The sequence below is a fragment of the Paraurantiacibacter namhicola genome (assembly GCF_001687545.1).
GTDB classification, from domain to species: domain Bacteria; phylum Pseudomonadota; class Alphaproteobacteria; order Sphingomonadales; family Sphingomonadaceae; genus Paraurantiacibacter; species Paraurantiacibacter namhicola.
Window position 1 is genome coordinate 167,575 of sequence record NZ_CP016545.1, and the last position, 23,247, is coordinate 190,821.

Genomic DNA, 23,247 nt, shown 5'->3' on the forward strand with positions numbered 1-23,247 from the left:
AGCGGAAATTAGCTGGCGCGCCCCTAGACCATATGTTGCGCTGCAACAAGTGCGCGCGCGCCGCAGCGGCCCTTCCCTGCGATAACCTGCGTCAGCGGCGGGCCATCAACGGCCCGCGATCCCAGCCATAGCGGTCATCATGATAAGCAATGCCGCCGTCGCCAGCGGGCTCTGCAGTCAGGTATGTGATGAACACCGGCACGGGCCGGGGCAGCGGGACATGCTGTTCCGGCTGGTCGCTGGACGGGGCGGGCATCGGCTTGCCAAACAGGAAGGCGCCAAGCTCGCGCGGAGCCTCCAGCCGGACGCAGCCATTGCTGAAGAAGCGGTCGCGCTTGCGGAACAGGTGCTTGCCATCGGTATCGTGCAGGAAGATGCCCATGTCATTGGGGAACATGAATTTCACGTCCCCCATGGCGTTGCCGCTCCCCGGCAGCTCGCGCACGCGCAATTGCGTTTCGCCGCGTGCTGCGGCCTTCCAGTCCACCGAGCGCCAGTCGAGCACCTGGGCGTCGGCCGTCCAGTCGGAAAGCACCTCGTAACCCATGGCATCGAGCGAATTGCCGCGCGCCACGGCGGGCGCGATGCGCTTCTGCACGAGGCTGACGGGCACGTTCCAATACGGGTTGAGCGTGGCATAGGCGAGCACGCCAGCCATCATGGGCGTGGGCGTGTCGGGTGTGCCAACAACCACCTTCATCCGGCCCTGCTCGCGCCCCTCGTCATAATACACCAGTTCCTGCGTCGCCGCATTCACCACTACGTGCTTTTCATAAGGGCCAGGCAAGGCGCGCAGGCGCTGTATGTTGCGTTGGAGCGCGGCGGTGTCATGCCCGCGCCTGTGATTCATGGCCGAGACCGTCTGCGGCCCGACCACACCATCGGGCGTCAGGCCGCGCTGGCGCTGGAAGTCCTGAACCGCGTGATACAGCACGCCGTCGAAAATGTCGGATTCCAGCAGGCCGAGGCGGCGGCGCAGCTGCACTACGCGAAGGCCCCGGTCCCCTTGCCGCAAGGTCGGCCCGTGCGAAACGACCGGCAGCGCCACATCGCCGGAGCCTTCCGCCAGTGCCGCACGCAAGCGCACGTAATGCGGGCTCATCCAGCCCATGCGGGCGATGTAGCCGGTAAAGTCGGTGGACAGCGCAGCGCGGCGCAGGATCTCGGAAGCATCGCCGGTCTGCGGCTTTGCCAGTTCGGAGAAGTAATTCATCTCCACCGAAGGCTGCCGCAGGTCCGTGACATAGCGGGCAAAGGCGCGGGAGAATGCCAGTTCCGCCTTGGCCAGCGCCGCCGGATCGCCGGAGCGGGCCTGCGCAGCCAGGCGCGTCAGCTCCTCGGCATCGTAATCGCGCGCGCGCAGCCCGTCGAGCTGAGCCGTCTCCAGCATCGGGACGAGCTGGTAAGCGGCCTGCGAAAGCTGTCCATTCTCTATCCAGAGCGGCCAGTATCCGCGCCTGCTATAGAAATCGCGCAGGTCCCCGCCTGCCTTGTCGGCAAGGATGCGGGCGATCTCACCCTGGTTCGCGCTGGTCGGCAGCAGGTCCGTCGGCACCTGCGCGGCAAGCGCAGCGGGACCGGGCACGGCGAGCGCGGCAAACGATGCAGCAATGGCGGAGGCGAGGCGATGCATCATGCGATCCCGTATAAAACCCGTCGTTGCGGGTGCGGCACCCCTACCGCACCCGCAATGGGCGTGTGATTAACCGCGTTCCCCGGAAGGAGCGGGAACATAGGCCGGCTCCGTCACCGGGCAGGGCGGCGCTTCGAATGCGTAGTAATAGCCATCGCGGTAATAGCCGTCGACGACACCGTCGCCATCGCGGTCTGCCGCGACGGTGCCGGCAATGGCCCCGGGGCCCATCGGCGGCTGGCTCACGACGACCTCATCGGCTTCGTCATAGCTCATGCAGCCCGAAAGCCCGGTTGCAGCGAGTGCGGCGATGGCAGCGATCTTCAGTTTCATGCGTATTCCCCTACGATTGATGGAACCCCGGTATTCGCCTCTGTTAACCTTTTGCCAACATGCCGGTTCCCAAGGCAAAAGTCCTGTCCCGCTTCGGGTCAGAGCGACCGTTGGTAAATCGCCAGCATGCGGCCCCACGCGCGCTCTGCGGCGGCGCGGTCGTATGCCGGGCTGTCCAGCACGGTCCAGCCGTGGTTGGCGGGAAAGACCTCCACTTCGCCCATGCGCGGCGCGCCGGTCAGGCTTTGCTGCAGGATATTGTCGTGATCGGGCGCCTTGGCGTCGTCATCCTGGGCAATCGCGATCTGGAAATGCGCTGCCGGATCGGTCTTCGAAAGGAGGCGGTGCGGGCTCATCGCGCCGTCCACCACCAATCCGCCGCCGTGGAAGCTGGCGGCTGCACGCACGCGGTCCGGCCGGGCGGCGGCGGTGAACACCGTCCAGCTGCCAGTCATGCAATAGCCCTGGTTGGCGATGCCCTTGCCGAAATCGACGCGTTCCTGATCGTCCAGCCAGTCGACCACCGCACGCGCCGTGGCCATGACCGCTTCCGGCGTGTTCTTCTCGCGCCAGGGGGCGACCTTCTGGAAGCCGTCGGCCGCGCGGAACGTCTCGAAATCTGCGAACTGCTCGCCAACGACGCTGCGGTAATAGGGGTTGGCGACAAAGACGGCATAGCCCTCGCCCGCCAGCCTGCGGGCCATGGCGCGCTTTGCCTCGCGGATGCCGGCAATATCGGGCCACAGGATCACGCCGGGATGCGCCCCGTCGCGCGGATGGACGAAATAGCCATCCATCCGGCCGCCGGGCGCATCGAATGTCACCTGCCGCTCGGTCAGGCTGGAGGAGGTTGCCGTGTCCATTGTGGTGCAGGCCGAAAGCCCGGCTGCCGCGCCGCCTGCAAGGCCGATGGCCCCGAATTGCCTGCGGTTCACGCGGCCCATCGCCGCCATCTGGTCCTGGTCACACATAGTCGCTGATCCTCCGTTGCTGGAGGCTCAACGCATGAAATCTCAGGCGGTGCCGGAAAGCTGCTGGATTACGACCGGATGGATCTGGCCGTGAAAGCGGACCCCGGCCCGCTGGCCGCGGCGCCAGGCGATCGTGCCGTTGATGTCGATCCGCCCGTCGATACGCAGGTGGACGAAATCGCCATCTGCACAATCGGGGCAGTCCTCGATCTCGCAGGCCCCGCTGGAGAGGCTCGACAGCGCGACTTCGAAACGGCCACCGCGCACATCGCACAGCGCGCCGATATCGGCGGGGCAAAGCGGGACAGGTTGCGTGGCCATGGGGCCCTCCATCGAAGCTGGAGGACCATCGTTACGCCTGTTTGGTTAACGGATCGTGGGCGCGGCGTTAACCGGTCAGTCGGCGTTTACCGCCGCGTCAGGGCGGCTTCGCTCTCGGCCATCAGGGCGGCGATGATGTCAGCCACGGGCTCTTCTTCCTTCACCATGCCCACGCTCTGGCCGGCCATCAGGCTGCCGTTTTCGACGTCGCCATCGATGACCGCGCGGCGCAGGGCACCGGCCCAGTAATGTTCGATCTGCAGCTGCGCCTCGGCCATGGCGATTTCCTCGCGGTCGAGCACGCCGGCTACCTCGCGCTGCTTGGCGGTGAATTCTTCCGTACCTTTGTTCTTCAGCGCGCGCACCGGGATCACCGGCAGGCGCGCATCGACCTGCACGGATGCAACCGCATCGCGGGCATTGGCGCGGAAGAACGCCTTCTTGAAGTCCGGATGGGCGATGCTTTCCGTCGCGCATGCGAAGCGCGTGCCCAGCTGCACGCCTACCGCGCCCATTTCCAAATAGCCGGCCATCGCCTCGCCCCGGCCAATGCCGCCAGCGACGAATACGAGGTGATCTTCGGACAGGGCGGGCAGGAATTCCTGCGCCAGCACGCTGGTGGACACGGGCCCGATATGGCCGCCTGCCTCCATGCCTTCGATCACCAGTGCATCGCCGCCACTGCGCAGCAGCTTCTTGGCCAGCGCCAGCGTGGGTGCGAAGACGATGACCTTCGCGCCATGGCCCTTGATGGCCTCGACGCTGCCCTTGGGCGGGATGCCGCCTGCCAGCACGACATGCGTCACGCCGTGTTTCCCGCAAACCTCGATCAGCTCCATCAGCTGCGGGTGCATGGTGATCAGGTTCACGCCGAAGGGCTTGTCCGTCAGCTTGCGCGTCTCGGCAATTTCCGTGTCGAGCAGGTCCGGCGTCATCGCACCGCATGCGATCACGCCGAAGCCGCCGGCATTGGACATGGCGGATACGAGGTTGCGCTCGGAAACCCAGCTCATCGCCCCGCACATGATCGCATATTCGCTGCCCAGGAATTCGGCCCCGCGTGCCATCAGGCCGCGCGTCTTTGCATAGTCTGTCATGCGCGCAGCGTTAGGGCGGGCGCGAGCGGCGGGCAAGCGCGTCAAACCTTTATCAATAGCGCTGCGATAGGGCGCGCATGTGATGAACGATGCGGAAACCATGCAGCGGCGCTTGCCGCTCTGGCGCGTGCTGCTGGCGCTGGCGCTGTTCGCGGCGGGCTATGCCGTGGCCAATCGCTACCAGCTGACGCACGGCGTGCTGTACCGCTGGGCCGCGGGCGACATGGCCAGCGCGGCAGCGAATTTCGGCTGGCTGGCGCTGCAGGGCGCGGCGCTGCTGGCGGCATTGTGGCTGCTGCCTACGCGCTGGATGACAGCGGCGCTGGCGCTGGCCTTCGTATCCGTGCTGGTCAATCTCGGCTTCGGAATGACGGTTGCGGACACGCTGGATGCGGGCAAGCTTGCATGGCTGCTGGCCGAGACGCGTCAGGCGGGGCCCGCGATGGGCGAGTTCTTCGGCCCGCTGGTGCTGGCGCTGGCGCAGGCCGTAGTGGCAACCGGCCTGTTCTGGGCCGCGCGCAAGGTGCTGGCACCGCGCAAGGGCGCGCTGGCCTTGGGGCTTTTCGCTCTGGCCCTGCCCACGCTGCTTGGCCTGATCTGGCTTCCGGCGGCAGGGGCGGCAGAGCGCAATGTCTATTCGCTCGCCCTGCGTGTCGCCGCTGCCGAGCCTCCCCCGGCGCGCGCAGCCGTCAGCATCGCGCCGGACACGGCCGGAACGCCGCGCCATGTCGTGTGGATCGTGGACGAGAGCATCGCTTACGATCCCTTCGCCCGGCTCATCGCACCGCGCCTCGCCGCTCTTCAGCCGGTCGATTTCGGCCGGGCATGGGCGATGGGCAATTGCAGCGCGCCCGCCAATGTGGCGCTGCGCTCCGGCGTGGCGGTGGACCGTGCGGGACCGGAGATGGATTTGCGCGCCACGCCCTCCATCTGGGCTTACGCGAAGAAGGCGGGCTACCGCACGCTGCTGGTCGAGGCGCAGGTCGATGGCCCGCCGCAGAACCTGCTGCTGCTGCCGGAGCTGGCGCTGGTGGACGAGACGCTCAACATGGCGGGCGACATGGACACCGATCGCCGGGTTGCGGGCTGGCTGAACGGGCAGCTCAAGTCCGGTGAGCGCAGCTTCACCTTCGTCGTCCTGCGCGGCGTGCATTTCCAGTACCGCGACCACTTCCCGGTCGGCACGGTTCCCACCGATGCGCCGCCAGCCGAGCAATATCGCGCGGCCCTGACCTATTCGAAGCGCGACTTCTTCGAAACGCTCCTGGAAGGTGTCGACCGGGCGGATGTCGCCATCGCCTACACTTCCGACCACGGACAGAACATCGCGCCCGATACCCTGCCGCATTGCAGCCGTGACGGAGTGCGCACGGAATATGAAGTGCCGCTGCTGGCCTTCCTCTCGCCAGAGCGCTCGGCAGTATACGACGATTCGCCGCGCGAAGGGCATTCGCTCAGCCAGCTGTTCCCGGAAACGCTGGTGTGGATGGGCTATGACCGCACGGCGGCGGAAGCGGCCTATGACAATGGCCTGACGCGCGGCCCGCGGCGCTACGTGCGTTTCGGGCGCGGTGTCGTCCCGCTTGGCGCAGGCGACCGCGTCGAAGTCACCGTCAGCGAGACGCCGGAGTTCTAGCCCTCGTCGTCCAGACCGTATGCGGTGTGAAGAACGCGCACGGCCAGCTCGGTCTCGTCCTCGTCGATCAGCACGCTGACCTTGATTTCGGAGGTCGAGATCGCCTGCACGTTGATGCCGCGGTCGGACAGCGCCTTGAACATGGTGGCGGCAACGCCTGCATGGCTCTTCATGCCAACGCCCACGACGCTGATCTTGGCGACCTTCGCATCGGTGATGATCCGGTTGTAGCCGATCTCATCCTGGCGGTCTTCCAGCAGTGCCTGAGCGCGTGCAAGGTCGGCCTGGGGGACGGTGAAGGTCACATCCGTCTCACCCTTTTCGCGGCCCACGTTCTGGATGATCATGTCCACGTTAATGCTTGCATCGGCCAGCGGCGTGAAGATGGCGGTGACGGCGCCGGGCTTGTCCGGCACGCGGGTGAGGACGACGCGCGCCTCGTTCTTGTCATGCGCGATGCCGGTCACGAGCTGGCGTTCCATGTCGGTATCCTTGATTATCTGTTCCATCTCCTCGTCGGAGACGATCATGGTGCCGGGCAGTTCGTCCGCCGGCGGGGCATCGTCATCGATGAAGCTGCTGAGCACCTGGACCCGCACGTTCTCCTTCATCGCAAGGCTGACGGAGCGGGTCTGCAGGACTTTTGCGCCGACCGAGGCGAGCTCCAGCATTTCTTCGTATGTGACGTATTTCTGCTTGCGCGCGCGGGCCACGATGCGCGGGTCCGTGGTGTAGACCCCGTCCACATCGGTGTAGATGTCGCACCGGTCGGCCTTCAGCGCAGCGGCCACGGCCACGGCGCTGGTGTCCGATCCGCCGCGGCCCATGGTGGTGATGCGCCCTTCTTCGGACACGCCCTGGAAGCCGGGAATGACGGCGATCTGGCCGGCGGCCATGGCGGCCGACAAGGCATCGCCATCGATCAGGTTCACGCGCGCCTTGGCATAAGCGTCCATCGTGCGCACCGGGATCTGCCAGCCGAGCCAGCTGCGCGCCTCGCAGCCCATGGATTGCAGCGTCAGGGCCAGCAGTCCGGCCGTGACCTGTTCGCCGCTTGCCACCACCACATCGTATTCGGCGGGATCGTAAAGCGGGTTCGCCTCGCGGCAGAAGTTGACCAGCCGGTCCGTTTCGCCGGCCATGGCGCTGACCACCACGGCAACCTCGTGTCCGGCGGCCTGCTGCTTGCGCACGATGCCCGCCACGCGGCGAATCCGCTCGGTCCCCGCCATGGAGGTTCCGCCGAATTTCATCACGATACGTGCCACGTCGCCCCCTCAGATGGCTGGCCAAAGCGCTGGATAGCGCGAAGCCGCGCTGTTAGTGTGCGCGAATGTCCGATGCAACTGTAACACCTGCAACCATCCGCCCGTCCGAAGCCGAACACTTCGGCGCGCTGGCGCAGGACTGGTGGGACCCGAAGGGCACATCGGCCATGCTTCACCGGCTGAACCCGGTCCGGCTGGCCTTCATCCGCGATGCGGTGGACATGCACTGGGGCGGCGACATCGAGGCCGCGCAGCCGCTGGCGGGCAAGACCGCGCTGGATGTCGGCTGCGGCGCTGGGCTGCTGGCAGAACCGCTGGCACGCCTTGGCGCCGAGGTCACCGGCGTGGACGCGGCGGCCGAGAACGTGGCGGTGGCGCGGCTTCACGCAGAAGGCATGGGCCTGTCCGTGGATTACCGCCACGGCGAACTTGGCGAGCTGGGCCTTGGCACATTCGACCTCGTCACCTGCCTGGAGGTGATCGAGCATGTGGCCGATAAGCCCGCCTTCATCGCGCAGCTTGCCGCGCGGCTGGCCGATGGCGGGCTGATGGTGCTCTCCACCCCCAACCGCACGGTGAAGTCCCGCCTGCTGCTGACCGGCGCGGCCGAAGCGGTGGGCGCGGTGCCGCGCGGCACGCACGACTGGGGCGATTTCATCACGCCGGACGAGCTGACCGACCTGCTGACTGCGGCGGGCCTTCGCACCGGGCGCATGAAGGGCATCGCCTTCAATCCGCTGAAGGGCTTCGAGGTCTCGGACGATACCAGCCTCGATTACATCCTGTCAGTCACCCGGTGACAGCGGCGTCGCGGGCAACCATGCCCGTGCGCATCGCCCGCCGTTCCCGCCCTTGAGCGGCACCGTGCGTGCCGGACTGTCGGCGAACACCCCGTCCACCCCTACGCGCACAAGGGCGTAGAACAGCACATCGTCGCAGCCGTGCTCGGCAGGTCCCTCGCCCGATTGCAGCCCCTCGGGCAGGAAGGCGTTTTCGGGCCGCAGCGTCCAGACATGCACCAGCAGGCCCGCCTCGTGCGCGGCCCCCACCAGCCCGGTCGAGCCCCCATCGGCGGTCAGCACGGCGGCGATGGGCACGCCGATCCCGTCCGCGTAGCGCGCAACCTGCGCGAGCCCTTCGGGCGTCATCATCTTGGCATAGGTGACATTGGCGGGCGCATCGGCCGGGCCGCCTTCCAGGCTCATCAGCTGGATCGTGCGGAAGGCGCTGCCCTGCTTCACACGCACTAGCGGGACGACCTCGAAGCTCTGCACGAAGACCGGATCGCCCGCGCCGTAGCCCGACCCCGCCAGCTCATCGACCAGCATCTGCGCCGGGTCGAAACCGAGCGTTTCGAGATGCGCGGGGTGCTTCAGTTCCGGATAGAGCCCGATGCGCCGACCGGTCTCCGCCTCCTTGGCGCTGACCAGAGCGATGATCTCGCCCAGGCTGGGTATGCGGTAGAGGTAGTCGTAGGCCGTGTTGCCGGGCCGCAGCTCCGGCAAGCGCTCGCGCACGCGCAGCGTCTCCAGCTCGGCCAGCGTGAAGTCCTCCGCGAACCAGCCGGTGACCTCCTCGCCATCGATCACCTTGGTGGTGCGCCGTCCGCCGAACTCCGGCCGCGTGGCGACATCGGTCGTGTCCGACAGCTCGTTCTCGTGGCGGGCGACGAGCACGCCGTCCTTGGTCACCACAAGGTCCGGCTCGATGTAGTCGGCCCCCTGGTCGATCGCGAGCGCATAGGCCTCCAGCGTGTGTTCGGGGCGCTCTGCACTTGCGCCGCGATGGGCAATCACGATCATGTCAGCATCCGCCATCGCGGTCTCCTCCTGCGCCATGGCCGGAGCGCCCGCCAGAAGCGCGGCCAGCAGGGCCAGCACCGCCCTCAGCACAGCACGTTCTCCCACTCGCTTTCCGCAAAGCCGACCAGCACGCGGTCGCTGTCGTCGCGCTCCATCACCGGGCGCTTGATCATGCTGGGATGCTCCAGCATCAGCGCGATGGCGGCCTCGCGGTCGATGCCGTCCTTCTGCTCGTCCGGCAGCTTGCGGAAGGTGGTGCCGCGGCGGTTCAGCAGCACTTCCCAGCCGACCCGGTCGGACCAGCGCTCTAGCGCCTCGCGCTCGGCCCCTTCCTTCTTGTAGTCATGGAAGGTGTAATCCACGCCCTGCGCATCGAGCCATTTGCGGGCCTTCTTCACGGTGTCGCAGTTCGGGATGCCGTAGATGTGCGTGCTCATGAGGCGAAGTCCTACAAGGTGTTACAGGTGTTACACAGTCCTGGGGCGGAAAAACCTGCCGGGCAAGCGCGCGCTTCGAAACGGGGACAGGAAGAGGAATTGGCAGCGACATGCGGCGCGCCTGTACACCTCATTCGGAAGTAGGAAAGCGGTGGATGCGCCCCGGCTCGCCAGCAAACAGCGTATAGCTTTCGTAATATTCCGCCCGCCCACGCGCCTGCACGCCGCGGTGCTCCTCCATCCGGCCCCAGGCGCGTGCGCTCTCCTCGTCCGCCCACTCGCTGATCGCGACGGTCTCGCCATCTTCGGCAGTGTAGCTCTTGAAGGAAAGGTATCCCGGCTGCGCGGCGGCCAGCTGCGCCATGCGTGCGGCGTCGGCTGCGTAAGCTGCGGCGTCCATGTCGGCGCGCTTGCGGTTGCGGAAGACCACCAGGTACATCGAGGGCCGGAATGACTCCCGGCCCCCGTTAAGTCAATCTGGGCGCGTTCGCTCAGCCCAGCTTGAAATCCACGATGCGGCCATCGTCGCGGAATTCGCAGGTGAACTGGTCGCGGCGCTGGTCGCGGTTATCGATCCGGCCCTGCACGGTGTAGGTGCCGCGCGAGCGTTGTTCGGCATAGGTGATGTTCACCCGGCCATAGCGTTCCGCCTCGCGCCCGCAGGCCTGCACGGCAGCGCGCTCGAATTCCGAATTGTTCTGGTAGCCATAGCCGTAATTGTCACCCCGGTCGTCGCCGCCCAGGATCCCGCCGAGGCCACCAAGATCGCCCAGCTGGGCGCATCCGCCAAGGGCCAGCGTGCTTGCCAGGATTGCGGGAATGAATGTCTTTTGCATGGGAACGTCTCCGATAGGGTTGCGACACGCCCTGTTCCGCGTCTTGCAAGCCTATACGCGTGAAAGACACCGCGCGTTCCGTGCGTGCGCTCTCAGCCCAGATGCGCGTCCGCAATGGCCACGGCCAGCGCATCGGCTGCATCGGCGCCCGCGATGGATGCGCCCGGCAGCAGGACCTTCAGCATGGCCTGGACCTGTGATTTCTCCGCCGCGCCCGTGCCCACCACGGCTTTCTTCACCAGCCGCGCGGCATGTTCGTTCACGGCCAGGCTTCGCCCACCGCAGGCGGCAATCACTGCGCCGCGCGCCTGCGCCAGCTTGATGGTGGATTGGGCATTCTTGTTGACGAATACCTCCTCGCAGGCGGCGCGGTCCGGGCCGTGGCTCTCGATCACATCGGCGATGGCGCGGTGCAACTGGTGCAGCCGCTCTGCCATCGGGGCCTTGGGATCGGTCTTCACCTGGCCGTTGGCGATATGCGAAAGCAGCGCCCCCTCGCTGCGGATCACGCCCCAGCCGGTGCAGCTGAGCGAAGGATCGAGGCCGAGGATAATCACGGTATCAGAACCAGGCGTCGAATTCGCCGCCCTCGTCTTCGGGCTGGGGCACGGGACCGCCGGTCTGCTCCGCCCATTTCACCGTGTTTTCGACCAGCTTAGCATTGGTCTCGTCCGCTTCGCATGTAACGCGCAAATCCTGTGCCGGATTCCTCTGCGTGAAGGTCATCGCTCCCGCATGGGTCTCGCCCGGATTGTCGGACAAATTCCCGCTCCTGCCCTCGAACAGGATGATCTGGCGGTATCCGTCATGCAGGCGCAGATGCGACTGGTGGCCGCCTTCCTGCCCCGTCACGCGGCCTTCGCGGACCTCCCGCCAGCTCGAAGTGACACCGGCGGTGCTGGGCGGGCCGCTCAGCCTGCTGGTGATCAGGACCAGCTTACCGTCACCCGTGCCGAGCAGCCGGACGGACCAGTCGGCATCCTTGCACTCGAAGAGCACTTGCGGTGTCTTCGACGCTCCGGCCGGGGTCGCCGCAAGCGCGCCTATTGCCATCAGGACCGCGGCAAGGATGGCCGCAGGACGCATCAGCCGCCCACCTTTTCCATCACCTCGTCGGAGATGTCGTAATTGCCCCACACGGTCTGCACGTCGTCATCGTCGTCCAGCACGTCGATCAGCTTCAGCAGGGTGGCGGCGTTCTTCTCGTCCATGTCGACGGTGAGGTTCGGCTTCCACGCCAGCTTGACGGTTTCCGCCTCGCCGAGCGCCTTTTCCAGGTCGGTTGCGACCTGGTGAAGGTCTTCCGCCGCGGTCCAGATTTCGTGCCCGTCATCGGTGCTGGCGATATCTTCCGCGCCGGCTTCCATCGCCGCTTCCAGCACCTTGTCCTCGCTGCCCACGTCGGCGGGATAGACGATCAGGCCCAGCCGCTCGAAACCGTGGGCCACGCTGCCTTCCGTGCCCAGATTGCCGCCATGCTTGCTGAAGGCGGTGCGCACGGCCGTGGCGGTGCGGTTGCGGTTATCGGTCAGGGCTTCCACGATGATCGCGCTGCCGCCGGGGCCATAGCCTTCGTAGCGCACTTCCTCGTAATTCTCGGCGTCCTGCGCGCTCGCCTTGTCGATGGCGCGCTGGATATTGTCCTTGGGCATGGACTGCGCCTTGGCCGTGTTGACCGCCAACCGCAGGCGCGGGTTCATGTCCGGATCGGGCGTGCCCATCTTTGCCGCCACGGTAATCTCGCGGCTCAGCTTGGAAAACAGGTTGGACCGCTTTTTGTCCTGCGCACCCTTGCGGTGCATGATGTTCTTGAATTTGGAATGGCCTGCCATGGGTTTCCTGCTACTCGAATGTTCAAGGATTTAACGGGGCCATAGACCGATGGACACGACTTCGCCAACCCTCGCTGGGGGGCCCAGTGCTGCTCAGGGTATCACTCAGACCTGGCGCGATTTCTTCAGCTTCCTGAAGAGCCCGCAGCTGCCGCAGGAGAACATCGGCTACCGCGCGGTGTTTGGCGATGCCGCGCCCGGCGAGACGGAGCCTGCCCCGCCCACGGGCGCGAAGGGCGAGGCGATCCGGCGCACGCTGCACCTCTTCCTCCTCGACATCGCGCTGATGGTGCCGATCCTCCTCATCTTCCTGGCGGCAGAGGCGCTGGGCGTGGAGTTTCCCGACAATGCGCTGGAGGATCTCGATTTCGGACCGCTTATCGTCTTTGCCATCGTCATCGTGGCACCGCTTATGGAGGAAGCGTCCTTCCGCGGCTGGCTGAGCGGGCGACCCGCCGCGCTGCTCGTCTCCGGCCTGCTGATGATAGGCTTCCTGGCCAGCAGCTTCCCCGGCGCGCTGCCGGAGGAACAGATGACGCAGGCGACACTGGTCTTCGTGGGCGTGCTGGTTGTGGCTGTGATCTTGGCGCTCACACTGCTGCGCGGAAAACAGGTTCCGGGATGGTACCAGCGCGGCTTCGTGTGGTTCTACGCCCTTTCGGTCATCGCCTTCGCGCTGATCCATATCGGCAATTACGAGCAGGGGGACCTGCCGCTGGTGGCGCTGCTGCCGCTGGTCCTGCCGCAGGCCGTGGCGGGCCTGGTCTGGGGCTATTCACGCGTCACCTTCGGCCTGTGGTCGAGCATCACGCTGCACGCCATGCACAATGGCCTGGCGGTGGGGCTGATCCTGGCCTTTACCTGAGGCGTCAGAGCAGCACGGCCGTGCCGGACACGCTGACCATCAGCATGGAGCCTTTCTGGCCCAGCACCTCGTAATCGATATCCACGCCGATCACGGCATTGCCGCCCAGCTGCATGGCTTCGGACTTCATTTCGGCAATGGCCTCGCGGCGCGCGCGGCTGAGCACTTCTTCGTACTTGCCGCTGCGCCCGCCGACGAGATCGGTGATGGAGGCGAAGATATCGCGGAACAGGTTCGCGCCCACGATCACCTCGCCCGTCACCACGCCAAGGTACTGCTTGACCGGGCGGCCTTCGATGGCGGTGGTGGTGGAGACGATCATCCCCGCCTCCCGCGCGCCGCGGCTTGCGTCTTCGGCGGAAGTCCAGGGGGTGGCCATGTCTCGTCTCCTTGTGACGCCAGTCGCGGCGCGGTGTTCAAGCCCCGGGCTCAACCCATGCCGAGCGCGGCCTTGTAGGTATCCAGGATCATTTCCTGCTCGCTCCGGTCGTCCGGCTTCATCTTCCGCAGGCGCACGATCTGGCGCATGATCTTGGGATCATAGCCCACGGCCTTGGCTTCGGCATAGACGTCGCGGATATCGTCGGCGATGCCCTTCTTTTCCTCTTCCAGCCGCTCGATACGTTCGATCAGCAGGCGCAGGCGGTCATCGGTGGTTTCGGCCATTTCGGGGTAGCTCCGGTAAGTTGGTGCGAGAATCGCTTGGCCGCTGGTTAGCGGGCGCACCGGAGCGGGTGAAGCGCGCGAATCGCGATGTGGAGAAATTCCCCGGCCACCGCCTCGCAGCCCACCGCCTTGCCGCTCAGCGCAGGTCGGGCGCGTTCTTCGCGATGCTGGCCTGCATGCGCTCCAGCTGCTCGGGTGTCGCCTCGCTCTGGCGCGTGGCCTTCCACTCCTCCGCCGGCATGCCGTGGATCACCTCGCGCGCGGCGGGTTTGTCGCCTTCGTAACCGGCGTCACGGATCCAGTCCGCCAGGCAGTTTCGGCAGAAGCCCGCCAGCCCCATCAGCTCGATATTCTGGGCATCGTGGCGATGGCGCAGGTGGCGCACCAGCCGGCGGAAGGCCGCGGCGGCCACGTCGTCCGGCAGGCTGTCCAGCGCATCGCCGCCGGGATTGGTTGCATTCGTAGTCATCGCGCGTCTGTCCTTGTCATGTCGCACATTGCTGCCATAGCATCGCGCCCATGACACCGTTCGAACCCCGTGGCCGCAAGGTCAAGATCCTCGCGACGCTTGGCCCCGCCAGCCGCGACCCGGAAACCCTGCGCGCGCTCTTCATGGCAGGGGCAGACGCCTTCCGCGTGAACATGAGCCATGGCGACCAGGCGACCCATGCCGAAACCATCAGCCGCATCCGCGCGCTGGAGGACGAGTTCCGCCGCCCCGTCGCCATCCTGGCGGACCTTCAGGGCCCGAAGCTGCGCGTGGGCACCTTTGCCGAGGGCGAGGCGCGGATCGAGCACGGCGCGACATTCACGCTGGACCGGGACGAGACACCGGGCGACGCCAATCGCGTACAGCTGCCGCACAAGGAGCTGTTCGGCATCCTGGAAGAAGGCCAGCGCCTGCTGATCAATGATGGCAAGATCCGCCTGCGCGTGCGCAGCGCCGATAAGGACCGGATCGTCTGCGTGGCCGAAGTCGGCGGCGTGATCTCCGACCGCAAGGGCGTGAACGTGCCCGATGCCGAAGTGCCCATCCCTGCGCTGACGGAGAAGGACCGCAAGGACCTCGCCTTTGCCGTGGACCAGGGCGCGGACTGGATTGCCCTGTCCTTCGTGCAGCGGCCGGACGACCTCGCCGAAGCGCGCAAGCTGATCGGCGACAAGGCGAAGGGCGCGCCTTTTCTGTGCGCCAAGATCGAGAAGCCGCAGGCGGTCAAGCGTCTCGACGACATCATCGAGCATTGCGACGGCGTGATGGTGGCCCGCGGCGACCTGGGCGTGGAGCTTGAGCCGCAGGAAGTCCCGCCGCTGCAGAAGAAGATCGTCAACGCCACGCGACTTGCCGGCAAGCCGGTGATCGTGGCGACGCAAATGCTGGAAAGCATGATCGAGAGCCCGGCCCCGACGCGCGCCGAAGTTTCGGACGTGGCCAATGCCGTCTACGATGGCGCCGATGCCGTGATGCTGTCTGCCGAAACCGCTGCGGGCGCATGGCCGGAAGAGGCCGTGCTGATGATGGATAGCATCGCCCGGCAGGTGGAAAGCGACGAGCTTTACACCCAGCGCGTGCGCCTGCTGGAGACGCCGCCGCACCCGACCACGTCGGACGCGCTCAGCCATGCCTGCATGACGACGGCGGACCTGCTGCCGATCAACGCGATCTGCGTCTTCACCAGTTCGGGCAGCACTGCCCGCCGCGTGGCGCGCGAACGCCCGGCCACGCCGCTGCTCGCCCTCACCCCGTCCATCGACACCGCACGCCGCATGGCCCTGCTGTGGGGCGCGCATGCCGTGCAGACCAAGGACATCGGCAGCTTCGAGGAGATGATCGCCAAGGGCAAGCGCATGGCCCTGCGCCACGGCTTCGGCGGCGCGGGCGCGAAGCTGGTCTTCCTCGCCGGTGTCCCCTTCGGCATGCCCGGCGCCACGAACCTGTTGCATGTGGTGACGCTGAGCGGCGACGAGCTGGACGATTACGGGGAATAGGGTGGGCCTGCGCCGCCCGCTTCTCTGGCTGCTCCTCGCCCTGCCCGGCGGCTGGATATTTGGGCGCTGGGGGCTGACGCCTGACACCTATGGCTATGGCAATGCAGTGGCCGACAGCGGGGACTGGGCGGCTTGGCTGCTGATGGCGGCGATGGCGGTGACGCCGCTGCGGCTTATGACGGGGCGCGCGGCGTGGACCGGCTGGCTGCTTAAGCGGCGGCGCGATCTTGGGGTTGCTAGCTTTGCCTATGCCGCGCTGCACCTGGGCATCTACCTGTGGCGCAAGGGGCCGGGCGGATACTGGATCGATGAGTTCTGGGAGCCGTGGTTGCTGGCAGGCTGGGCCGGCTTTGCGCTGTTCGTGCCGCTGGCGATCACCTCCAACGATGCCAGCATGAAGGCGCTGAAGCGCGGCTGGAAGCGGCTGCACCGGCTGGTTTACCCCGCCGCCGTGCTGGTTTTCAGCCACTGGATCATGTCGGCTTTCAACCCGCTGGTGGCGTGGATCAATGCCGGGATCTTGCTGGCCATCGAACTGGCGCGGGTGGTGTTGCAGGCCCGCGCCAGGTCGAAGGCGTAGGGGGCGCTTAAAGCGTCACATACTGGCGGAAGCGGGCGACCTCTTCCTCGTCCACATACTTGCCGATCTCGCGGTCGAAATCGTCCATCGTGGCGTAGGGGCGGTATTCCTCGAATTCGTGCACCATCTTGTCGTTCATGCCGGGGATGAGGCGCAGCTCTTCCTCGCTTGCCGTGTTGAGGTTGACCGGTACGAACACGCTGGAGAGCAGCGCACTGCCCTCTTCGCCCAGCACAGCGGCAAGATCGGTAACGCTGGCATAGGGCCGTCCGTCGACGATGGCCTGCGCCAGTTCGGCAGAAACGCCATCCACGGCGCCCAGCTGCTCGATGGTCGCATCATTGGCATTCAGCACCGCAGGCGCTTCTTCCGCAGCGGCGGTATCGGCAGCGCTGGTTTCAGCCGCAGCGGTTTGTTCTGCAGGGGCCATGTTGTCGGAGCCATCCGAGCAGGCAGCAAGTGCCAGCGCACTGGCAGATGCGAGAGCGAGAAACGTGATACGGTTCATGGTTGGGTATTCCTTATTGCAATGGGTTCGCATTAGCAGAAACTGCGCCCACAGGAAGCCCCAAGCCGTAACAATTTGTCGCGCCCTAAAGGGCATGGCCTGTCAGCCCGCTGCGGCGGCCAGTCGCTCGCGCGCGGCATCCTCCCCGATCAGCGGCAGGATTGCGCCCATGTCCGGGCCGCTTGCCCGGCCGGTCAGCGCAAGGCGCAGCGGAAGGAACAGCGCCTTGCCCTTGCGGCCTGTGCTATCCTTCAGGCGCGTGGTCAGGGCTTGCCAGGGATCCTCCCCCCATTCCAGTGCCTGCGCCGCTTCACCCACATAGGCGCGGTCCTCGGCTTCCAGTTCGGCAGGCGCGATCGGCCCGGTGACGATGGCCCAGTATTCGCCGGCCTGTGCCACCGTCTCCAGATTCGGACGCACGGCCAGCCAGCCATCTTCGCCCATGCCATCGGGCAGGCGGCCTGCCACATGCTCGAAGGGCAGCTGGTGGACGATGGCGGTGTTGACCCGCTCCAGCTCCGCATCGTCGAACTTCGCCGGGGCGCGGCCGAAGGTGGAGAGATCGAAACTTTCGACCAGCTTCTCACGCTCGGCGATCGGCTCCACCGGCATGCTGGTGCCCAGCCGGGCAAGCAGCGCGACGAGCGCTTCCGGCTCGATATCGCGCTCGCGAAAGGCATCGCAGCCCAGCGATCCCAGCCGCTTGGACAACTTGCCCTCGCGGCCCACCAGCAGGGCCTCGTGCGCGAAATCCGGATGCGGTTCTGCTGCGGTCTCTTGTGCAGCATGAAGTGCGGTAAACATCTGAATTTGCACGGCAGTGTTGGAAACGTGATCCTCGCCCCGCAGCACGTGGGTAACGCCCATATCGATATCGTCGACGGCGCTAGGCAGCATGTACAGCCAGCTGCCATCGGCCCTGCGGATGACGGGATCGGACAGCTGCGCGGGGTCGAATTTCTGCGGCCCGCGAACGCCGTCTTCCCAGCGGATCGGCTCGTCATGGTCCAGCCGGAAACGCCAGTGCGGCGCGATGCCCTCAGCATCTTTTGCTGCGCGATCCTCGTCTGTCAGCGCCAGCGCCGCGCGGTCGTAGATGGGGGGCAGGCCGCGGCCCAGCTGGATCTTGCGCTTGAGCTCCAACTCCTGCGCGGTCTCGTAAGCCGGGTAGACCCGGCCTGCATCGCGCAGGTTCTCAAAGGCCGCCTCGTACAGCGCCAGCCGCTGCGACTGGCGTTCCTCGCCATCCGGCTCCAGCCCCAGCCATGCAAGGTCCGCGCGAATGGCGTCGACATAGTCCTCGCGGCTTCGCTCCGCATCCGTGTCGTCGATCCGCAGCAGGAAGCGGCCGCCGTTCTTGCGCGCCAGCATCCAGTTGTGCAGCGCGGTGCGGATATTGCCGACATGCAGCCGGCCTGTGGGCGAAGGGGCGAAACGGGTGGTGACCATGCGCGCTCCGATAGCGCGGCGCAGCGCCTATTGCGAGAAGAGCGTGACGGTCCGGCCCCTGCCGGAAAATTCCACCGCATTGCTGGCCGTGCGGCGGACATGGGTGACGGCGGCAAGGGCGCTCTCGATACCCTCCTCCTCCGGATAGCGGCCACGGTCGCAGGTTGCCTCCACCACCTGCTCCAGCACGATGGCCTGCCCTTCGAAGCGGTAACGCCACGCTCCGGTCACGCATTGCGAGATGTAGCGGATGGTGCCGGGCGTGATTGTCACCGTCATGGCATGGGGCAGGTCCACCTCCGCGCCGTCGATACCGGCGACACGGTATTCGCCTTCCAGCACCAGCGGATCGGTGATCACGCCGGTGGCGATGGCCGGTTGGCCGGGGGCGGGATCGGCCTCCGATGTGACCGGCATTGGCTCGGCCGGCGGCGTCTGTTCTTGGCAGGCGGACAGCAGGGCGGCGGCGGGGATGGCGAGAGCGGGGGCAAGACGAATGCGCATGGGCGCGATGCTAACCGCCCCGGCTGCAAAGAAAAGCCCCGCCGGACGGTGATGTCCGGCGGGGCCTTTATCCTTGGCGATGAGCGCCGGATCAGTCTTCCGACTTTTCCTCGCCATCGGCAGCTTCGCCAGCATCGGCAGCTTCACCGGCTTCCGGAGCCTCTTCAGAGGCTTCCTTGGCGGCTTCGTCCTTCACGATGGCTTCGGGCGCCTCGGACTGGTCGTCGCGCAGGTAATCGCCTGCATCGGCGTCCGTGCCGTGCGTTTCGCCCTGCATGGTCGCCAGCGGATCGTCGCCGATCGCAGCTTCCTCGCCTTGTGCCAGTTCGGCCTCGTGCTCCGCAGCGGCGGTTTCGGCAGCCAGGAGGGCTTCCTGCTGCTTCTTCCACTGCGCGCGGATCGCGGCGTCGCGGCTGGAGGCGGTGACGCGCACGCGGTTCATGCCCGCGCCGGTACCGGCGGGGATGAGACGGCCCACGATCACGTTTTCCTTCAGGCCAACCAGCGTGTCCTTCTTGCCTTCCACGGCCGCCTGCGTGAGCACGCGGGTGGTTTCCTGGAAGGACGCGGCGGAGATGAAGGAACGCGTCTGGAGCGAAGCCTTGGTGATGCCCAGAAGCACCGGCTTGCCTTCGGCCTTCTTCTTGCGCGGGGCCAGCTTGGCGTTGGCCTCGTTCATCTCGTCCAGGTCGACCTGTTCGCCCGGCAGCAGGGTGGTGTCGCCACCGAAGGTGATCTCGACCTTCTGCAGCATCTGGCGAACGATCACCTCGATGTGCTTGTCGTTGATCTTCACGCCCTGCAGTCGGTAGACTTCCTGGATCTCGTTCACGAGGTATTCGGCCAGCGCTTCCACGCCCAGGACTTCCAGGATGTCATGCGGGTTGGGCGAGCCGGAAATCAGGGTATCACCCTTCTTCACGAAGTCGCCTTCCTGCACGTCGATCACCTTGGTCTTGGGGATCAGGTATTCCACCGGATCACCCTCTTCCGGGACGATCGCGATCTTGCGCTTGGCCTTGTATTCGCGAACGAATTCGATGCGGCCATCGGTCTTGGCGATGACGGACACGTCCTTCGGGATACGCGCTTCGAACAGCTCGGCAACACGCGGCAGACCGCCGGTGATGTCGCGCGTCTTGGACGCCTCGCGCGAAGCACGGGCCACGATGTCACCTGCCTGCACTTCCTGCCCGTCATCGACAGACAGGGTGGTGCCGGGTGCCAGCATGTAACGCGCAGCTTCCGTGTCATCGCCCTTCTTGCCGGACGATTCGTCGCCCATCAGGGTCAGGCGCGGACGCAGGTCTTCCTTCTTGGCACGCCCGGAAGCGCGCAATTCGGTGACAACGCGCTGGGCGATACCGGTGGCATCGTCCACCCGCTCTTCCAGCGTCTTGCCTTCGACCAGGTCCTGGTAACGCACGATACCGGCGGTTTCGGTGATGATCGGCAGGGTGAACGGATCCCATTCCGCCAGCCGGTCACCTTCCTTCACCTTGGCGCCGTCTTCGAACATCAGCACGGTGCCGTAAGGCACGCGGTGGATGGCGCGCTCGCGGCCTTCGTTATCGACCACAACCATCTCGCCGGAACGGGCCAGCGACAGGCGGCGGCCCTTCTTGTCCGTGATGGTCGGCATGTCGCGGAAGACCACCTTACCGTCGGAGATCGATTCCAGGTGGCTGGTTTCGTTCACCTGCGCGGCGCCGCCGATGTGGAAGGTCCGCATCGTCAGCTGCGTGCCGGGTTCACCGATGGACTGCGCGGCGATCACGCCGACAGCTTCACCGATGTTGACCGGCGTACCGCGAGCAAGGTCACGTCCGTAGCACTTGCCGCACACGCCCTGTTCCGCCTCGCAGACGAGCGGGGAGCGGATCTTGGCCTGCTGCACTTCGGCTTCCTCGATGGCGACAGCCATCGATTCGTCGATCATCGTGCCGGCCTTGACGATCACTTCGTCCGTCGCGGCATTCACGATGTTCTCGGCCACGGTGCGGCCCAGGATACGCTCGCCGAGCGAGGCGATAACGGAACCGCCCTGCACGATGGCGCGCATTTCCAGCGCATTGGAGGTCTTGCAGTCCTCCTCCACGATGACGCAGTCCTGCGACACGTCGACCAGGCGGCGCGTCAGGTAGCCCGAGTTTGCCGTCTTCAGTGCCGTATCCGCGAGACCCTTGCGGGCGCCGTGGGTGGAGTTGAAGTATTCAAGGACGGTCAGACCTTCCTTGAAGTTGGAGATGATCGGCGTCTCGATGATCTCGCCCGACGGCTTGGCCATCAGGCCGCGCATACCCGCCAGCTGCTTCATCTGCGTGGGGGAGCCACGCGCGCCGGAGTGGGACATCATGTAGATCGAGTTGATCGGCGCTTCGCGGCCATCGTCGTCCTTCGGCGTCGCCTCGATCTCGTCCATCATGGCGGCCGCAACCTGGTCGCCGCAACGGCTCCAGGCGTCGATCACCTTGTTGTACTTTTCCTGCTGGGTGATGAAGCCGTCCTGGTACTGCTGCTCGTAATCGGCAACCAGCGACTTGGTCTCATCGATCATACCGTTCTTCGTGTCCGGGATGATCATGTCATCCTTGCCGAAGGAAATGCCGGCCTTGCACGCGTGGCGGAAGCCCAGCGCCATGATGGCGTCGGCAAACAGCACCGTGTCCTTCTGGCCGGTGTGGCGATAGACCTGGTCGATCACGTCGCCGATTTCCTTCTTGGTCAGAAGGCGGTTGATGACGGCGAAGGGCACGGTGTGCGACTTCGGCAGGCATTCACCGATCAGCATGCGGCCCGGCGTGGTTTCCACGCGGACCATCACTTCCTTGCCCTTCTCGTCCGTCTGCGGGACGCGGGTGTGGATCTTGGAGTGGAGCGTCACCGCACCGACATGCAGCGCCTGGTGAACCTCGGCGATATCGGCCAGCACCTTGCCTTCGCCCGGCTCGCCTTCGCGGTCCATGGAAAGGTAGTACAGGCCCAGCACCATGTCCTGCGAAGGCACGATGATCGGCTTGCCGTTCGCGGGGCTGAGGATGTTATTGGTGGACATCATCAGCACGCGCGCTTCCAGCTGGGCTTCCAGCGAGAGCGGCACGTGGACGGCCATCTGGTCACCGTCGAAGTCGGCGTTGAAGGCCGAGCAGACGAGCGGGTGCAGCTGGATGGCCTTGCCCTCGATCAGCACGGGCTCGAACGCCTGGATGCCGAGACGGTGCAGCGTGGGCGCGCGGTTCAGCAGCACGGGGTGCTCGCGGATAACCTCGTCCAGGATGTCCCAGACTTCCTTGCGCTCCTTCTCCACCCACTTCTTCGCCTGCTTCAGGGTCATGGAAAGACCCTTGGCGTCGAGGCGCGCGTAGATGAACGGCTTGAACAGCTCGAGCGCCATCTTCTTCGGCAGGCCGCACTGGTGCAGCTTGAGTTCCGGGCCGGTCACGATGACCGAACGGCCGGAATAGTCGACGCGCTTACCCAGAAGGTTCTGACGGAAGCGGCCCTGCTTGCCCTTCAGCATGTCGGACAGCGACTTCAGCGGGCGCTTGTTGGTGCCCGTGATCACGCGGCCGCGGCGGCCATTGTCGAACAATGCGTCGACGGCTTCCTGCAGCATGCGCTTTTCATTGCGGACGATGATGTCCGGCGCACGCAGTTCCATCAGGCGCTTCAGGCGGTTGTTACGGTTGATGACGCGGCGATAGAGGTCGTTGAGGTCGGACGTCGCGAAGCGGCCGCCATCCAGCGGGACCAGCGGGCGCAGTTCCGGCGGGATAACCGGCACGACTTCCAGGATCATCCATTCCGGGCGGTTGCCGGAATCGATGAAGCTTTCCACGACCTTCAGGCGCTTGATGATCTTGGCCGGCTTCAGCTTGGACTTGGTGGTGGCGAGTTCCTCCATGAGGTCGTCGCGTTCCTGTTCCAGGTCCAGGTCCATCAGCATCAGCTTGACGGCTTCGGCGCCGATCCCGGCACTGAAGGCGTCTTCACCGTATTCGTCCTGCGCTTCCAGCAGCTCGTCTTCCGTCAGCAGCTGGAACTTCTCCAGCGGCGTCAGGCCGGGTTCGGTGACGATGTAGCTTTCGAAATAGAGCACGCGCTCCAGCTGCTTCAGCTGCATGTCCAGCAGCAGGCCTATGCGCGAAGGCAGCGACTTCAGGAACCAGATGTGGGCAACCGGCGCGGCCAGTTCGATGTGGCCCATGCGCTCGCGGCGCACCTTGGTGACCGTGACTTCGACGCCGCACTTCTCGCAGACGACGCCCTTGTACTTCATGCGCTTGTACTTGCCGCACAGGCATTCGTAATCCTTGGTCGGGCCAAAGATACGCGCGCAGAACAGGCCGTCACGTTCCGGCTTGAACGTACGGTAGTTGATGGTTTCCGGCTTCTTGATCTCGCCGAAGGACCAGCTGCGGATACGCTCAGGCGAAGCCAGGCCGATCTGGATCTGGTCGAAGGTTTCCGGCTTGTTCAGCTGGTTGGTGAATTTGGTCAGTTCGTTCATTTCACATTCCCTT

25 protein-coding genes are annotated in these 23,247 nt (G+C 65.7%); 5 read left to right on the forward strand and 20 right to left on the reverse strand.

From position 1 onward, the window contains the following. Positions 1-91: 91 nt before the first annotated feature. The 5 genes from A6F65_RS00790 to A6F65_RS00810 all read right to left on the reverse strand — a co-directional run bounded on the left by A6F65_RS00790 (position 92) and on the right by A6F65_RS00810 (position 4,355). Positions 92-1,636 (reverse strand): L,D-transpeptidase family protein, encoded by a 1,545-nt coding sequence (locus A6F65_RS00790; RefSeq protein ID WP_067784720.1) that lies wholly within the window; start codon positions 1,634-1,636, stop codon positions 92-94. A gap of 66 nt (positions 1,637-1,702) precedes the next feature. After that, a complete protein-coding gene (locus A6F65_RS00795; protein WP_067784723.1) occupies positions 1,703-1,966 on the reverse strand; it encodes a hypothetical protein in 264 nt (87 codons plus the stop codon). A gap of 98 nt (positions 1,967-2,064) precedes the next feature. Next, complete coding sequence (locus A6F65_RS00800) at positions 2,065-2,937, reverse strand: dienelactone hydrolase family protein (RefSeq protein ID WP_067784726.1); 873 nt, start codon at positions 2,935-2,937, stop codon at positions 2,065-2,067. Between the two features lie 42 nt (positions 2,938-2,979). Then, a complete protein-coding gene (locus tag A6F65_RS00805; RefSeq protein WP_169816984.1) occupies positions 2,980-3,258 on the reverse strand; it encodes a PilZ domain-containing protein in 279 nt (92 codons plus the stop codon). Between the two features lie 86 nt (positions 3,259-3,344). Next, complete coding sequence (locus tag A6F65_RS00810) at positions 3,345-4,355, reverse strand: NAD(P)H-dependent flavin oxidoreductase (RefSeq protein WP_067784732.1); 1,011 nt, start codon at positions 4,353-4,355, stop codon at positions 3,345-3,347. Between the two features lie 82 nt (positions 4,356-4,437). Between A6F65_RS00810 and A6F65_RS00815 the strand changes: the two genes are divergently transcribed. Beyond that, positions 4,438-5,991 (forward strand): sulfatase-like hydrolase/transferase, encoded by a 1,554-nt coding sequence (locus A6F65_RS00815; RefSeq protein WP_067784735.1) that lies wholly within the window; start codon positions 4,438-4,440, stop codon positions 5,989-5,991. Here the strand turns inward: A6F65_RS00815 and A6F65_RS00820 are convergent. Beyond that, positions 5,988-7,259, reverse strand: a complete 1,272-nt coding sequence (locus A6F65_RS00820) for an aspartate kinase (RefSeq protein WP_067784738.1) — start codon at positions 7,257-7,259, stop codon at positions 5,988-5,990. The two genes, A6F65_RS00815 and A6F65_RS00820, sit on opposite strands and share 4 nt — an antisense overlap. 65 nt (positions 7,260-7,324) lie before the next feature. Between A6F65_RS00820 and ubiG the strand changes: the two genes are divergently transcribed. Beyond that, positions 7,325-8,059: a bifunctional 2-polyprenyl-6-hydroxyphenol methylase/3-demethylubiquinol 3-O-methyltransferase UbiG gene (gene ubiG / locus A6F65_RS00825; RefSeq protein WP_067784741.1), complete on the forward strand. Its 735-nt coding sequence runs from the start codon at positions 7,325-7,327 to the stop codon at positions 8,057-8,059. On the opposite strand, the gene A6F65_RS00830 is transcribed toward ubiG, so the two are convergent. The 7 genes from A6F65_RS00830 to A6F65_RS00860 form a co-directional block, all read right to left on the reverse strand. Beyond that, positions 8,045-9,097 carry a glycerophosphodiester phosphodiesterase family protein gene (locus tag A6F65_RS00830; protein WP_083989556.1) on the reverse strand — a complete coding sequence of 351 codons (1,053 nt, stop codon included), beginning with the start codon at positions 9,095-9,097 and terminating at the stop codon, positions 8,045-8,047. The genes ubiG and A6F65_RS00830 overlap by 15 nt on opposite strands. Before the next feature lie 47 nt (positions 9,098-9,144). Next, positions 9,145-9,498, reverse strand: a complete 354-nt coding sequence (locus tag A6F65_RS00835) for an ArsC family reductase (RefSeq protein WP_067784747.1) — start codon at positions 9,496-9,498, stop codon at positions 9,145-9,147. 130 nt (positions 9,499-9,628) lie between these two features. Beyond that, positions 9,629-9,937: an antibiotic biosynthesis monooxygenase family protein gene (locus tag A6F65_RS00840; RefSeq protein ID WP_067784750.1), complete on the reverse strand. Its 309-nt coding sequence runs from the start codon at positions 9,935-9,937 to the stop codon at positions 9,629-9,631. A gap of 52 nt (positions 9,938-9,989) precedes the next feature. Beyond that, positions 9,990-10,334: a hypothetical protein gene (locus A6F65_RS00845; RefSeq protein ID WP_067784753.1), complete on the reverse strand. Its 345-nt coding sequence runs from the start codon at positions 10,332-10,334 to the stop codon at positions 9,990-9,992. A 92-nt stretch (positions 10,335-10,426) separates the two neighbouring features. Continuing rightward, complete coding sequence (gene ruvC / locus A6F65_RS00850; protein WP_067784757.1) at positions 10,427-10,891, reverse strand: crossover junction endodeoxyribonuclease RuvC; 465 nt, start codon at positions 10,889-10,891, stop codon at positions 10,427-10,429. Positions 10,892-10,895: 4 nt separating this feature from the next. Continuing rightward, entirely contained in the window at positions 10,896-11,420 is a 525-nt protein-coding gene (locus tag A6F65_RS00855) for a hypothetical protein (protein WP_067784760.1), read from the reverse strand. Then, a complete protein-coding gene (locus A6F65_RS00860; protein ID WP_067784762.1) occupies positions 11,420-12,166 on the reverse strand; it encodes a YebC/PmpR family DNA-binding transcriptional regulator in 747 nt (248 codons plus the stop codon). Before A6F65_RS00860 ends, A6F65_RS00855 begins: the two co-directional genes overlap by 1 nt. 49 nt (positions 12,167-12,215) lie before the next feature. Between A6F65_RS00860 and A6F65_RS00865 the strand changes: the two genes are divergently transcribed. After that, complete coding sequence (locus A6F65_RS00865) at positions 12,216-13,031, forward strand: CPBP family glutamic-type intramembrane protease (protein ID WP_067784767.1); 816 nt, start codon at positions 12,216-12,218, stop codon at positions 13,029-13,031. A gap of 4 nt (positions 13,032-13,035) precedes the next feature. Here the strand turns inward: A6F65_RS00865 and A6F65_RS00870 are convergent, their stop codons facing one another. The 3 genes from A6F65_RS00870 to A6F65_RS00880 all read right to left on the reverse strand — a co-directional run bounded on the left by A6F65_RS00870 (position 13,036) and on the right by A6F65_RS00880 (position 14,166). Continuing rightward, complete coding sequence (locus A6F65_RS00870) at positions 13,036-13,353, reverse strand: YbjQ family protein (protein WP_067789625.1); 318 nt, start codon at positions 13,351-13,353, stop codon at positions 13,036-13,038. A gap of 107 nt (positions 13,354-13,460) precedes the next feature. Beyond that, entirely contained in the window at positions 13,461-13,697 is a 237-nt protein-coding gene (locus tag A6F65_RS00875) for a DUF2312 domain-containing protein (protein ID WP_010233163.1), read from the reverse strand. Between the two features lie 136 nt (positions 13,698-13,833). Continuing rightward, on the reverse strand, positions 13,834-14,166 hold the full coding sequence (locus tag A6F65_RS00880; RefSeq protein WP_067784770.1) for a DUF1244 domain-containing protein: 333 nt from the start codon (positions 14,164-14,166) through the stop codon (positions 13,834-13,836). Positions 14,167-14,216: 50 nt separating this feature from the next. Here A6F65_RS00880 and pyk point away from each other — a divergent pair, with 50 nt between their 5' ends. Both pyk and A6F65_RS00890 read left to right on the forward strand, forming a co-directional pair. Next, positions 14,217-15,683 carry a pyruvate kinase gene (pyk, locus tag A6F65_RS00885; RefSeq protein ID WP_067784773.1) on the forward strand — a complete coding sequence of 489 codons (1,467 nt, stop codon included), beginning with the start codon at positions 14,217-14,219 and terminating at the stop codon, positions 15,681-15,683. Position 15,684: 1 nt separating this feature from the next. Further along, positions 15,685-16,263, forward strand: a complete 579-nt coding sequence (locus A6F65_RS00890) for a ferric reductase-like transmembrane domain-containing protein (RefSeq protein ID WP_083989130.1) — start codon at positions 15,685-15,687, stop codon at positions 16,261-16,263. A 7-nt stretch (positions 16,264-16,270) separates the two neighbouring features. Here the strand turns inward: A6F65_RS00890 and A6F65_RS00895 are convergent, their stop codons facing one another. From A6F65_RS00895 to rpoC, 4 genes are all read right to left on the reverse strand, one after another. After that, complete coding sequence (locus A6F65_RS00895) at positions 16,271-16,771, reverse strand: ComEA family DNA-binding protein (protein WP_067784776.1); 501 nt, start codon at positions 16,769-16,771, stop codon at positions 16,271-16,273. Between the two features lie 102 nt (positions 16,772-16,873). Next, positions 16,874-18,220, reverse strand: a complete 1,347-nt coding sequence (gene gltX / locus A6F65_RS00900; RefSeq protein WP_067784779.1) for a glutamate--tRNA ligase — start codon at positions 18,218-18,220, stop codon at positions 16,874-16,876. Between the two features lie 27 nt (positions 18,221-18,247). Further along, the gene (locus A6F65_RS00905) at positions 18,248-18,724 is read right to left on the reverse strand and encodes a hypothetical protein (RefSeq protein ID WP_067784782.1); all 477 of its coding nucleotides are present in this window, start codon (positions 18,722-18,724) and stop codon (positions 18,248-18,250) included. Positions 18,725-18,815: 91 nt separating this feature from the next. After that, entirely contained in the window at positions 18,816-23,234 is a 4,419-nt protein-coding gene (gene rpoC / locus A6F65_RS00910; protein ID WP_083989131.1) for a DNA-directed RNA polymerase subunit beta', read from the reverse strand. Positions 23,235-23,247: the final 13 nt, after the last annotated feature.